The 13,025-nt window shown below is 69.7% G+C and carries 10 protein-coding genes; 5 read left to right on the top strand and 5 right to left on the bottom strand.

Features of this window, described 5'->3' with window-relative positions; translation table 11 throughout:
* Positions 1–49 precede the first annotated feature (49 nt).
* The 3 genes from ACFQ2D_RS15135 (at position 50) to ACFQ2D_RS15125 (ending at position 3,090) form a co-directional block, all read left to right on the top strand.
* The gene (locus ACFQ2D_RS15135) at positions 50–544 is read left to right on the top strand and encodes a peptidylprolyl isomerase (RefSeq protein WP_280943434.1); all 495 of its coding nucleotides are present in this window, start codon (positions 50–52) and stop codon (positions 542–544) included.
* A gap of 259 nt (positions 545–803) precedes the next feature.
* Positions 804–2,009, top strand: a complete 1,206-nt coding sequence (locus ACFQ2D_RS15130) for an aminotransferase class I/II-fold pyridoxal phosphate-dependent enzyme (RefSeq protein WP_280943435.1) — start codon at positions 804–806, stop codon at positions 2,007–2,009.
* 94 nt (positions 2,010–2,103) lie between these two features.
* Positions 2,104–3,090: a malate dehydrogenase gene (locus tag ACFQ2D_RS15125; RefSeq protein ID WP_280943436.1), complete on the top strand. Its 987-nt coding sequence runs from the start codon at positions 2,104–2,106 to the stop codon at positions 3,088–3,090.
* 170 nt (positions 3,091–3,260) lie between these two features.
* Here the strand turns inward: ACFQ2D_RS15125 and ACFQ2D_RS15120 are convergent, their stop codons facing one another.
* Positions 3,261–5,237 carry an acyltransferase family protein gene (locus ACFQ2D_RS15120; protein ID WP_280943437.1) on the bottom strand — a complete coding sequence of 659 codons (1,977 nt, stop codon included), beginning with the start codon at positions 5,235–5,237 and terminating at the stop codon, positions 3,261–3,263.
* 415 nt (positions 5,238–5,652) lie between these two features.
* Between ACFQ2D_RS15120 and prpE the strand changes: the two genes are divergently transcribed.
* Both prpE and ACFQ2D_RS15110 read left to right on the top strand, forming a co-directional pair.
* Positions 5,653–7,551, top strand: coding sequence for a propionate--CoA ligase (prpE, locus tag ACFQ2D_RS15115; protein WP_280943438.1), 1,899 nt, complete (start codon positions 5,653–5,655; stop codon positions 7,549–7,551).
* 295 nt (positions 7,552–7,846) lie between these two features.
* On the top strand, positions 7,847–8,359 hold the full coding sequence (locus ACFQ2D_RS15110) for a hypothetical protein (RefSeq protein ID WP_280943439.1): 513 nt from the start codon (positions 7,847–7,849) through the stop codon (positions 8,357–8,359).
* A gap of 11 nt (positions 8,360–8,370) precedes the next feature.
* On the opposite strand, the gene ACFQ2D_RS15105 is transcribed toward ACFQ2D_RS15110, so the two are convergent.
* The 4 genes from ACFQ2D_RS15105 to ACFQ2D_RS15090 form a co-directional block, all read right to left on the bottom strand.
* Positions 8,371–8,826 (bottom strand): cell wall hydrolase, encoded by a 456-nt coding sequence (locus ACFQ2D_RS15105; protein ID WP_280943440.1) that lies wholly within the window; start codon positions 8,824–8,826, stop codon positions 8,371–8,373.
* 383 nt (positions 8,827–9,209) lie between these two features.
* Positions 9,210–11,246: an NADPH-dependent 2,4-dienoyl-CoA reductase gene (locus ACFQ2D_RS15100; protein ID WP_280943441.1), complete on the bottom strand. Its 2,037-nt coding sequence runs from the start codon at positions 11,244–11,246 to the stop codon at positions 9,210–9,212.
* A gap of 73 nt (positions 11,247–11,319) precedes the next feature.
* Positions 11,320–11,928, bottom strand: a complete 609-nt coding sequence (yczE, locus tag ACFQ2D_RS15095; protein WP_280943507.1) for a membrane protein YczE — start codon at positions 11,926–11,928, stop codon at positions 11,320–11,322.
* A 79-nt stretch (positions 11,929–12,007) separates the two neighbouring features.
* Complete coding sequence (locus ACFQ2D_RS15090) at positions 12,008–13,024, bottom strand: zinc-binding alcohol dehydrogenase family protein (RefSeq protein ID WP_280943508.1); 1,017 nt, start codon at positions 13,022–13,024, stop codon at positions 12,008–12,010.
* Position 13,025: the final 1 nt, after the last annotated feature.

Below are 13,025 nucleotides of genomic sequence, written 5' to 3'. Positions count from 1 at the left end.
GCTATTATATCGGGTCAACCGCCCCATCCGGGCCACTGGAGCTGAATACATGAGCCTTTTCGCCGTTTTCGATACCGACCGGGGCGAGATCAGGGTCGAGCTGTTCGCCGACAAGGCGCCGCTGACCGTCGCCAACTTCGTCAACCTGGCCCGGCGCGGCTTCTACGACGGGCTCAACTTCCACCGGGTGATCCCGGACTTCATGATCCAGGGCGGCTGCCCCAAGGGCACCGGCACCGGCGGGCCGGGCTACCGCTTCGAGGACGAGACCGGCAACGGCGTGAAGCACGAGCGCGGCGTCCTGTCGATGGCCAACGCCGGCCCGAACACCAACGGCAGCCAGTTCTTCATCACCCACATCAAGACCGACTGGCTGGACGGCAAGCACACCGTGTTCGGCAAGGTCACCCAGGGCCTGGACGTGGTGGACTCGGTGAAGCAGGGCGACGGAATCAAGTCGGTGAAGATCGAGGGCGACGCCGACGCGGCACTGGCGGCGAAGGCCGACCGCGTCGCCGAGTGGGATCGCATCCTGGCCGCCTGAGCCCGGCAACGGCGCCGCCCGTCCGCACGGGTCGGGCGGCTGCCGGCGTGGCGCCGCTTTCCACTTCGAAGGCGGGGGGGCGGGCGCTGGGGAGCGCCGTGGTCGCGGCCTCGCGCTCGACCGTTCGATGCAATGGAAACAGGGGCTTGCGTACGCTCCAGCCGGGTCCGCCGCGGCCGTGCGTGCTAGAATCCGCGGCCGCAGCCCGGCTTCCGCCGCCGCCGCCGCCGGCCCCGATCCCCCTTCCGGAACCCTCGCAATGCCGCAACTCGCCCGCCGCATGGGTCGCGCCAAGCAGAGCGCGATCATGCTCGTCGCAGAACGGGCGCGGCAGCTCAAGGCGCAGGGGCGCGACATCATCAGCTTCTCGATCGGCGTGCCCAACTTCCTGCCGGGGCCGCACGTGTACGCGGCCGCGCGCGAGGCGCTCGAGCGCGACTCCGGCCAGTACGGCAGCAACCGCGGTGCCGACGCGCTGCTCGACGCCTTCCTGGGCCACCTCGAGGCGGCCGGCCTGACCGGCTACACGCGCGCCAACTGCGCCACCGGCATCGGCGCCAAGCACGTGCTGTTCAACCTGTGCGAGGCGCTGCTCGACCCGGGCGACGGCTTCGCCTTCGCCACGCCGTACTGGACCAGCTACCTGGACATCGGCGAGCTGCTGGGTGCCGACATCCAGCTGCTGCCGTGTCCGCCGGAGCAGGACTACAAGCTGGTCCCCGCGCAGCTCGATGCGGCCCTGGCGCGTAAGCCCAGGGTGTTCCTGTTCAACAATCCCTCCAACCCGACCGGGATGGTCTACACGCGCGAAGAGATCGCCGCGCTGGCCGAGGTGGTCGCGCGCCATCCGGATACCTGGGTGATCACCGACGACATCTACCACCGCATGGTGTTCGACGGCGTGGGCTACCACAACTTCCTGCACCTGCGGCCGGACCTGCGCGACCGGGTCATCTTCGTCGACTCGCTGTCCAAGACCTACGGCATGCCGGGTTGGCGCACCGGCTTCATGGCCGGACCGGAGGTCGTGGCCAAGGCGCTGACCGCGCTCAACTCGACCCACATCACCAACGTGCCCGAAGTGGTGACCGCCGCCGCCGTGGCGGCGCTGTCCGGGCCGCAGGACGTGCCCCAGGCGCAATGCGAAGGCTTCGCGCGTCGCCGCGACCAGGTGCTCGAGATGCTGGCGCAGATCCCCGGCGTGGTCTGTCCGCGGCCGCAGGGCGCGTTCTACGTGTTCCCCGACATCAGCGTGGCCTTCGGCCGCACGCACGCGCCGACGGGCCTGCGCATCGGCAGCGACGTCGAGCTGTGCAACGCGCTGCTGGAAGCCAAGGGCGTGGCCTGCGTGCCGGGGTCGGCCTTCGGCGAACCGCGCGCATTGCGCATCAGCTACACCTGCCCGGAGGCGCAGCTCGCGCCGGGCCTGCAGCGCTTCCGCGAGTTCTTCGCGGAACTGGCCTGAGCGACGCGATGCGCGCGCCGGCCCACCCCATTCTCCCCGTCGGGTCGGTGCGCGACGCGCTGGCCTGCATTCAACTTCGCAAGAGGAACTCCCGATGAAAGCTCCCGTTCGTGTCGCAGTGACCGGCGCCGCCGGCCAGATCGGTTACGCCCTGCTGTTCCGCATCGCCTCGGGCGAGATGCTGGGCAAGGACCAGCCGGTGATCCTGCAGCTGCTCGAGCTGCCGATGGACAAGGCCCAGGCCGCGCTCAAGGGCGTGATGATGGAGCTGGAGGACTGCGCGTTCCCGCTGCTGGCCGGCATGGTCGGCACCGATGACCCCGAAGTCGCGTTCAAGGACGCCGACTACGCGCTGCTGGTCGGCGCGCGCCCGCGCGGTCCGGGCATGGAGCGCAAGGACCTGCTGCTGGAGAACGCCAAGATCTTCACCGCCCAGGGCGCCGCGCTGAACAAGGTCGCCTCGCGCAACGTCAAGGTGCTGGTGGTCGGCAACCCGGCCAATACCAACGCCTATATCGCGATGAAGTCCGCACCCGACCTGCCGGCGAAGAACTTCACCGCCATGCTGCGCCTGGACCACAACCGCGCGCTGAGCCAGCTCGCCGCCAAGGCCAATGTGGCCGTGGGCGACATCGAGAAGCTGGTGGTGTGGGGCAACCACAGTCCGACCATGTATCCCGATTACCGCTTCGCCACGGTCAAGGGCGAATCGCTGAAGGATCGGATCGGCGACGCCGACTGGAACGCCAACGAGTTCATCCCGAAGGTGGGCAAGCGCGGTGCGGCGATCATCGAAGCGCGCGGCCTGTCCTCGGCGGCCTCGGCGGCCAACGCCGCGATCGACCACATCCGCGACTGGGCGCTGGGCAGCAACGGCAAGTGGGTGACGATGGGCATCCCGTCCGACGGCTCCTACGGCATCCCGGAGGGCGTGATCTTCGGCTTCGCCGTGACGACCGAGAACGGCGAGTACACGATGGTCCGCGACCTCCCGGTCGACGACTTCAGCCAGAAGGCGATCGACAAGACCCTGGCCGAGCTCGAGGAAGAGCGCAGCGGCGTGGCGCACCTGCTGGGTTGATCGCCCACCTTGAATGCAGCACAGGCCGGGGAAACCCGGCCTTTGTTCTGTGGCGCCCGGGGCCGGGCGGTTGCCGCAGGCCAGGGCGCCGCCGCCCCCGCCCCGTGCGGGGAGCGACTCCTGTTGCGTCCAGGCTAGGGCGTGCCGCTGCTTGCCTGCCCGGGCACCCCTCAGTCGGCCGACGGTTTCCGTTCTCGAACGCCGCGGAGCGCGGTGGGGATCGGGATACCTGAGCCGGGCAGGCGTTCGCCCAGGATCCAGGATCCGGCCATGCTCAAGTGCGAGGAATCGAAATAGACCGGCTGTCCGTCGATGTATGGCGTGCAGGACCCGTCGCGGCAGACAAGATCGTGCATGTCCAGCACTTCTACACCGGGCCGATCGGCGGCGAGTGCAGCCAGCCGCGCGTTCGCGCCGCCGGTTCCCTCGTCCACGCGGGTCACGGCTGCGACGCAGTCGACGAACTCGTAGCGAAGGTTGCGGATCTCGCAGTGCCGGTCGTAGTTCGGGAAAAGGGGCACTTCGGCCAAGAGGACGACACGTTTGCCTTCGGCAACCAAGCTGTCCAGAGTTTTCCCGAAATCTTTCCAGAAATGGCGGTTGTGTCCGTGCACGCTCCATTGCGCACCGATCGCGACCACGGGATAGGCGGCGATCCTGTCGCGGATGAGCCCGCGGAACTGCGCGCATGCCCGTCGATAGACCGGCATGCCATAGCTCTCCCGCTTGCCCAGTACGGGCGGGCAGGTCGACAGCGATGCGTTCCGCACCGACAAGCCGTTCCGGTCCGCGACCGAGGCCAGGACGCCGATATAGTGCGCGGCGTGGGAGTCTCCCCACAGCAGGACATCCGGGTTGCCGGAAGCAGCGGTCCCGTGCACGCACCGCGGCTGCTCCAGCACCCCGGGATCGAACTGTTCGAGCTGGCAGTTGTACGGGAATTCGTAGGCGGGCGCGGTGTCGGCGAGCAGCCTGCGCTCGGCGGCGTCGACGCCGTTTCCGGCGAGCGCCGAGATGCGGCCGGCCTGCGTCGTCACGACGATCGACATGACCAGCAGGATCGTCACCGGAACGAAGAACAGGAGGGCTGCCACTCGCGCGCCCGGGAGCCGGAGCGACCGTGCCCTGCGTTCGACGAGCCAGTAGCTCGAAATCGACAGCACCAGGATCAGCGCCAGCAGTCCCCAGCCCGCGCGCGTGTCCGGCTGCACGCCGAGGTAGCGCGCGAAGGCCAGCACGGGCCAGTGCCAGAGATACAGGGAGTAGGAGATCAGCCCGACCGCGACCATCGGGCGCCAGCGCAGGGGCGCCAGGGCGGCACAGCGCCGCCGGCTGTCGGACCAGATTACCAGCGCTGCGCCCAGGCAGGCGGGCAGGGCGTTCCAGCCCGGGAAGCGGGAACTTCCATCCAGCGCGTAGAGGCTCCAGGCCATCAGGCACAGGCCGGCCACCGCGACGGCTTCGTAGATGATTCCTCCGTCGCGCGACGGGTTCCTGACCGCTGGCACCAGGGCGAGGATGGCCCCGATCCCGAGTTCACCCGCGCGGGCGGGCAGCATGTAGTAGGCGAGCGACGGATCGATGGCCGCCTGGTGGTGCGCATAGGCGAAGGAGACGAGGCACAGCAGCGCCACCAGCCCGGACAGCAGCCGTTGCCGGCGGAGCTTCAGGCCGAGCAGCAGGAGGATCGGCCACAGCAGGTAGAACTGCTCTTCCACGCCCAGCGACCACAAGTGCAGCAGCGGCAGCTGGCGGCTGTCGGTGGCGAAGTAGCCGGTATCCAGGTGCAGCCAGAAGAAGATGTTGGGCGCCGCCAGCAGGCTCCAGGTGGCCGCGGTCCCCAGCCGCACCAGGTCGGCCGACTGCATCAGCAGGCACCCGGCCACCAGCGTCCCGAACACCACCGCCGCATAGGCGGGAACGATGCGCCGCACGCGGCTGGCGTAGAAGTCGCGGAAGGAGAAGCCGTCGCCAGCCTGCGAGCGGATGATGATCGAGCTGATCAGGAAGCCCGAGATGACGAAGAAGATATCGACCCCGGTGAAGCCGCCGGGCGCGAGGCGCGGATCGAAATGGAACAGCAGCACCGCGATCACCGCGATCGCGCGCAGCCCGTCCACCTCGGGCCTGTAATGGAGGCGTTGCATCGTCCGAGGCGCGTCCCTGGCTGCCGGTCTGGCGCGGCATTATACGAAGGGGAGAAAGCATGGCCGCCATGGAGCGCACTTGCTCTCGAGCGCGACCCGGGCACCTGGGACCTCAGCGCCCCGGGTCGCCCGGGCGGAACATCACCTCCGGCCCCGGGCAGGACGGCGCCAAGGGCGGACACTGCCTGCACCCCGGGACCGAGGGCGGGTGTCGGCGGAGTCCCTGGCCCGCGCGGTTCGCGGATTGATCGGTTCGATCAACTCCATTGATCGATTCGGTCAACATCGGCGGGAAAGTTCATTTTCCAGCCGTTTTCCCGGCTTTTCCGCGCACAAGGGCGTGCTCATACGAAGGTCTTAACGCATTCCGGCGAACGCGGGCCTAGCCTCTGGCCGGGACATCGCGGAGACGGCCATGCGCTACGAAGATCTGTACCGGCAGTCGGTCGAGGCACCGGAAGCATTCTGGGCGGAACAGGCGCGGGCCATCCACTGGCATCGCGCGCCGGACGCCATCCTCGACTACTCCAATCCGCCGTTCCGCCGCTGGTTCGTCGGCGGCGAGACCAACCTGTGCTTCAACGCGGTCGACCGCCACCTGGACGAGCGCGGCGAGCAGCTGGCGCTGGTCGGCTGGTCGACCGAGACCGACAGCATCCGCGAACTCAGCTACCGCGAGCTGCACCGCGAGGTGAACGTGTTTGCGGCGAGCCTGCAGTCGCTCGGCGTCGGGCGCGGCGACCGCGTGGTGATCTACATGCCGCATACCGTGGACGCGGTGGTGGCGATGCTGGCCTGCGCGCGCATCGGCGCGATCCACTCGGTGGTGTTTGGCGGCTTCGCCGCGCACAACCTGGCGCTGCGCATCGACGACGCGCAGCCGCGCGTGCTGGTCACCGCGGATGCCGGCATCCGCGGCGGGAAGGTGATCCCGTTCCTGCCGCTGGTCAACGAGGCGCTGTCGCGCGCCGGGCATCCGCCCGAGAAGGTGCTGGTGGTCGACCGCGGCCTCGCCGGACCTTTGGCGCTGCGCGAAGGTCGCGACGTGGACTACGCGACGCTGCGCCGCGCGCACGAGGACGCGGACGTGCCGGTGGCCTGGCTCGAGTCCAACGAGCCGAGCTACATTCTTTATACCTCCGGTACCACCGGCAAACCCAAGGGCGTGCAGCGCGACGTCGGCGGCTACGCGGTGGCGCTGGCGCTGTCGATGTGGGCGGTGTACGACATCCGGCCCGGGCAGGTGATGTTCTCCACCTCCGACATCGGCTGGGTGGTCGGGCATTCCTACAACGTGTACGGGCCGCTGATCGCGGGCGCGACCTCGATCATCTACGAAGGGCTGCCCACCTCGCCCGACGCGGGCATCTGGTGGCGCATCGTCGAGCGCTACGGCGTGCGCACCATGTTCTCCTCGCCCACGGCGCTGCGCGTGCTGAAGAAGCACGACCCGTCCTTCATCACCGACCGCGACCTGTCCTCGCTGCAGCACCTGTTCCTGGCCGGCGAGCCGCTGGACGAGCCGACCGCGCGCTGGATCTCCGAGGTGCTCGGCACGCCGGTGATCGACAACTACTGGCAGACCGAGACCGGCTGGCCGGTGCTGACCCTGATGCCCGGCGTGGAGATGAAGCCGGTGCGCTTCGGCTCGCCCGGCCTGCCCAACCTGGGCTTCCGCCTGCGGGTGATCGACGAAGCGACCGGCGAGGATGCGCCGGCGGGGCAGAAGGGCGTGCTGGTGATCCAGCCGCCGCTGCCGCCCGGCTGCATGAGTACGGTCTGGCGCAACGACCAGCGCTTCGTCGACAGCTATTTCGGCCACTTCAAGGAACTGCTGTACAGCTCGCTGGACTGGGCGATCCGCGACGAGGACGGCTACACCTTCATCCTCGGGCGCACCGACGACGTGATCAACGTCGCGGGGCACCGCCTGGGCACGCGTGAGATCGAGGAGTCGGTGTCGAGCCACCCGGATGTGGCCGAGGCCGCGGTAATCGGAGTACAGGATGCGGTGAAGGGGCAGGTGCCGATCGTGTTCGCCACGCTCAAGCGCGCGCATTCGGACGAGGAAGCCAGCGAGACCGCCGCGCAGATGCAGAAAGTGGTGGTCGAGCAGCTGGGCGGCGTCGCCCGTCCCGCGCGCGTGTACGTGGTCAACGCGCTGCCGAAGACGCGCTCGGGCAAGCTGTTGCGGCGATCGCTGCAGGCGCTGGCGGAGTCCCGCGATCCGGGCGACCTGTCCACGCTCGACGACCCGGGCGCACTGGACGAGGTCAGGCGCGCGCTGGAGCGGGGCCCCGAGGCCGGCAGCTGAGCGGCGCGGCGTCGGCCACCGCGCGCCCGCGTCTTGCCAGAAGCTGACGCATCGGGTCAGAAGCTGGCAGGGCCGCGGCGCCGCCCCATGTCCCGCCCAGGGAGATCTTCGCGCTTGGCTTGCACTGTCAGCGCACACCGCGCTGCCGATGGAAAGAGCTGTTCAGGCTGATTTTCGTGATCATCGTCACGAATGCGATCTTCGCCCCCGGTGAATCCGCCGATGACGCCCGTCGCTGGTATGGATCCTGCGAAACCCCTCTCCACAGGGGCAAGCGGATGATCGGGGAGGACGTATGCAGCTTCAGCTGATGCCGGCGAAAACCGAACAGGGCCGGGCCGAGATCGAAAGCCGCAGCCGCAAGCTGCCGGGGGGACTGCGTTCGCTGCTGCTGCTGGTCGACGGCCGGCGCACGGTGGCGGAACTGCAGGAGTTGGCCAAGCGGCTGAACGCGCCGGAGGATGCACTCCAGCAACTGCTCTCGCTGGAACTGATTTCCGGCGAGGGCGCGGCAGCGGCTTCGCCGCCGTCGATCGGGGAGCCGGCCAACGAACCGATCGCGCCGCGCGACGGCGGGAGCAACCGCTTCGGCATCCTCTACGCGCTGATGACCGACCTGGTGCGCGAGCAGCTGGGCGTACGCGGCTATTTCTTCCAGCTCAAGCTCGAACGCGCCCAGGACGACGCCGCACTCGAGGCGCTGCTGCCGGAACTGCAGTCGGCGCTGGCGAAGAAGACCAGCATGCAGGGCGCGGCTTCGGCCATCGCCCGGATCCGCACCGCCGCAGAGGCCGCGGACGCCGCCTGACGCCGGGCGGCTCAGCCCTTCGGCTTGAGCTTCTGCACCTTGACGAAGGTGTGGTCGCCGATGGTGGCCACCTGGTAGGCGTTGCGCCAGCTGGGCGCGGCGATGGCGTGGGCCATGAAGTGGCTGGCTCCCGGCACCACCTCGGTCCGCTCGCCGGGCGGCAGCGCCCAGTTGCGTTCGGACTCGATCGCAATGCTCACCGCCTGTGCCCAGGCCTCGGTGTTGTGCATGCGGGTGCGCGGCGACACGATGGTCGGCGCGAACTGCTTGCGCGCGGTCACCACCTCGCACATCGAATCGCCCCACAGGCCGCTTTCCTCGCGGCGAAGGGCGACCTCCGCGACGGCCTGCTGGCCGAGGGGGGACTGGTTGCGCGCCTCAAGGTAGAGCGTCGTGCTCAGGCACAGCGAATCGGCGGCTTGTGGCGACATCAGCGAGGCCAACCACAGGATCCAGGCCAGTTTCATCGGAACTCCTTGCTGCGTTGCGTCCGGTCGCAGCCGTGCGTGCGCTCCCCTGGAGGAACGACGCCGTGGGCGGCGATGGGCGGACATGGCGTATTGGGGAGGGCAGCGACTCTATGGCGCTTTTGCCCGGGCTCCGAAGGCCGCAGAGGGCGGCTCGGGCCGGCTCCCGCCAGTGTGGGCGGCGGGAAAAGTGCGCGAACGGTAAGAGCCGGGAACCGAATCCTTCCTGAACAGGGGTCGGAAAAATGTGACCCGACTGGCGCTTTTTGTGGCGGGCTTACGGCTCCTGTCTATAAGAATCAAGAGGTTGGATGCGGGTCGGCACCAAGGGCAATCCCGGACTCCACGGACATCCCGCCACGGCGCCCGAGGCCCGGCGCACCTCAGAGCCCCGCTGCCAACCGGGAGGCCTGGGCGATTGCCCGCCTGGCGTCGAGTTCGGCGGCCACATCGGCGCCGCCGATCAGGTGGATACGGTGCCCGGCCGCCTGGAGCGGTGCGGCAAGGCTGCGCTCGGGCTCCTGGCCGGCGCAGACCAATACGTGGTCCACCGGCAGCAGCTGTGGCTGCCCGTCCACGCGCAGGTGGAAGCCCTCGTCGTCGACGGCCACGTACTCCACGCCGCCGACCATGCGCACGCCCTTGTGCTTGAGCGTGCTGCGGTGGATCCAGCCGGTGGTCTTGCCCAGGCGCGCGCCGGGGCGGCCAGGGCTGCGCTGCAGCAGCCAGACCTCGCGCGCTGGCGGGTCCACCCGCGGCGGGCGCAGCCCACCGGCGCTTTCGAAGCTCGGGTCCACGCCCCATTCGCGCATCCAGAGGGCCGGGTCCAGGCTGGGCGAGGGGGTCTCCTGGACCAGGAACTCGCCGACGTCGAAGCCGATGCCGCCGGCGCCGACGATCGCCACACGGCGACCGGGCACCACCTCGCCACGCAGCACCTCGACGTAGCCGACTACCTTCGGATGGTCATGGCCCTCGAAGTCGACGCGGCGCGGCGTCACGCCTGTCGCCAGCACGATCTCGTCGAAGCCGGCCAGCATCCCCGGCGTGGCCTCGGTGGACAGGCGCAGCGACACGCCGGTTTCGCGGATGCGATGGTCGAACCAGCGCAGCGTCTCGCCGAACTCTTCCTTGCCGGGAATCTTCCATGCGAGGTTGAACTGGCCGCCGATGCGGTCGGCGCGGTCGAACAGCACCACCTCGTGTCCGCGCTGCGCGGCCACCGTGGCACAGGCCAGTCCGGCGGGACCGGCGCCGACCACCGCGACGCGCTTGCGCGTGGTGGCCGGCAGGTAGTTGAGTTCGGTCTCGTGGCAGGCGCGCGGATTGACCAGGCAGCTGGCGGTCTTGCGCTGGAACACATGGTCCAGGCAGGCCTGGTTGCAGGCGATGCAGGTGTTGATCGCCTGCGGCGCGCCGGCGCGCGCCTTGTTCACCCATTCCGGATCGGCGAGCAGGGGCCGCGCCATCGACACCATGTCGGCGCCGCCGGACGCCAGCACCGCTTCCGCGACGTCGGGCATGTTGATGCGGTTGGTCGCCACCAGCGGCAGCGACACGTGCGGGCGCAGCTTCGCGGTCACCCCGGCGAATGCGGCGCGCGGCACCGAGGTGGCGATGGTCGGCACGCGCGCCTCGTGCCAGCCGATGCCGGTGTTGATCAGGGTCGCGCCGGCGGCTTCGATCGCGCGCGCCTGTTGCACGATCTCGCTCCAGTCCGAGCCGTCCGGCACCAGCTCCAGCATCGACAGCCGGTAGATGATGATGAAGTCCGCGCCGCAGGCCTCGCGCACGCGACGCACGATCTCGGTAGCGAAGCGCATGCGTGCGGCCACGTCGCCGCCCCAGCGGTCGTCGCGGCGATTGGTGCGCGCGCTGAGGAACTGGTTGATCAGGTATCCCTCGGAGCCCATCACCTCGACGCCGTCGTAGCCGCCTTCGCGCGCGAGCCTGGCCGCGGTGGCGTAAGCGTCGATCGTGCGCTCGACACCCCGTGCGGTGAGCGCGCGCGGGGTGAACGGCGTGATCGGCGATTTGACCTTCGACGGCGCGACCGACAGCGGGTGGTAGGCATAGCGCCCGGCGTGCAGCAACTGCAGGCAGATCTTCGCGCCGTGGCCATGCACGGCATCGGTCACCTGGCGGTGCTTGCGCGCTTCCCACGGCCAGGCCAGGCGACTGGCGAAGGGCGTGAGCCAGCCTTCGAAGTTGGGCGAGAACCCGCCGGTGACGATCAGCGCCACGCCGCCGGCGGCGCGCTCGGCGAAGTACGCGGCCAGCTTGGGGAAATCGCGCTTGCGATCCTCCAGGCCGGTGTGCATCGATCCCATCAGCACGCGGTTGCGCAGGGTGGTGAAGCCCAGGTCCAGCGGCGCGAACAGGTGCGGGTAGGGGAGGGCGTCGCGGCGGTCGGCGATCATGGTGGAATACGCTGCCGTATGGATCGCGCACCATGCCGCGAATCCGGGGCGGCGGCAAGTCGCCGCCGGCCGCTCAGGCCAGCGCGGGTCGCGGTGGCAGGCGCGTCTCGCACCAGGGCAGGGTGAGGCCGACCAGCGGCCCGATCAGCAGGGCGAAAGCGAGGGTGCCCACGCCCACCGCGCCCCCCATCCACCAGCCTGCCAGCAGCACCGAACCCTCGATGCCGGTGCGGACCGCCCAGACCGGCCAACCGGTGCGGGCGTGCAGCCCGGTCATCAGTCCATCGCGCGGACCAGGACCGAAGCGCGCACCGATGTACAGCCCGGTGGCCAGGGCCAGCAGCAGCAGGCCGGCGGCGAACACCAGCAACTGCTGCCAGAGCAGCTGGAACTCTGGCAGCAGCCATAGCCCGAGCTGCGCGCTCGGTCCTACCAGCAACGCGTTGAGCACGGTGCCCAGGCCGGCGCGCTGGCGCAGCGGCCACCACAGCAGCAGCACCGCCACGCCGATCAGGATGGTCAGCAGGCCGAAGGGCAGTCCGGTCTGGCGCACCAGGCCCAGGCTCAGCACGTCCCAGGGGGCGACGCCCAGTCCGGCGCGCACCATCAGGCTCATCGCGATGCCGTAGAGGAACACGCCGGACAGCAGCTTGGACAGGCGCAGGGCGAGCAGGGGAGGCAGGGTCATGGGGGGATTGTGGTGGCAATCGACGGGGCGCGGCGTTGCGCGCCGCGCCCTGCAGTGTTGCAGCCGGACCGCGCTACCAACCCGACAGCACGAGCTTGCCGATGCTGCGTCCAGCCTCCAGGCGACGGTGCGCCTCGCGCAGGTTGGCCGCAGTGATCGGCGAGAGCGTCTCGCGCAGCGTGCCGCGCAGGCGTCCGTCGTCCACCATCGCCGCGACCTGCGCGAGGATCTGTCCCTGCCGGTCCATGTCGGCGGTGCCGAAGCGCGGACGCGCGAACATGAATTCCCAGTGGATGCCGATGCACTTGGCCTTGTAGGGATCGCCGATGCGCAGCGCGCCGGCCGGCTCGACGATCAGTCCCACGCGGCCCAGCGGCGCCAGCAGTTCGCCGAGTTCGGTCCAGTAGCGGTCGGTGTCGGCGAGGTTGAGCGCGGCGTCGACCGCGTCCAGCCCGAGCGCCTGCAGCTGCGGCGCCAGTGGCTGTCGGTGGTCGACCACGTGGTCGGCGCCCAGGCCGCGGCACCAGTGCGTGCTCTCCTCGCGCGAGGCGGTGGCGACGACACGGAAGCCGGCAAGCTTGCCCAGCTGGATCGCGATCGAACCGACGCCGCCCGCGCCACCGATGACCAGCAGGGCCTTTCCATCGCCGCCACCTTCGACGGCGTAGCCCATGCGCTCGAACAGCAGTTCCCACGCCGTCAGCGCGGTCAGCGGCAGGGCGGCGGTCTGGGCGAAGTCGAGCGTGGCGGGCTTGCGCGCGACGATGCGCTCGTCGACCAGCTGGAACTGCGCATTGCTGCCGGGGCGGGTGATGTCCCCGGCGTAGTAGACCGCGTCGCCCGCGCGAAAACCGGTGACGCCCGGGCCCACCGCTTCGACCACGCCCGCGGCGTCGTAACCCAGCACGCGCGGCGGATCTTCCTGCTGCGGCTTGGGTGCGCGCACCTTGGTGTCGACCGGGTTGACCGAAACCGCTTCGACGCGGACCAGCAGGTCGCGCCCGCCGGGCTCGGGGCGCGGGAGTTCGAGGTCGAGCAGGGACTCCGGATCGTCGATGGGCAGGTAGCGGCGCAGGCCGACCGCTTGCATG

Origin of the sequence: Luteimonas composti (assembly GCF_042678665.1) — a bacterium.
GTDB classification, from domain to species: domain Bacteria; phylum Pseudomonadota; class Gammaproteobacteria; order Xanthomonadales; family Xanthomonadaceae; genus Luteimonas; species Luteimonas composti.
Note: the sequence above shows the minus strand (reverse complement) of the source record. Positions and strands in the feature narration are given on the sequence as shown.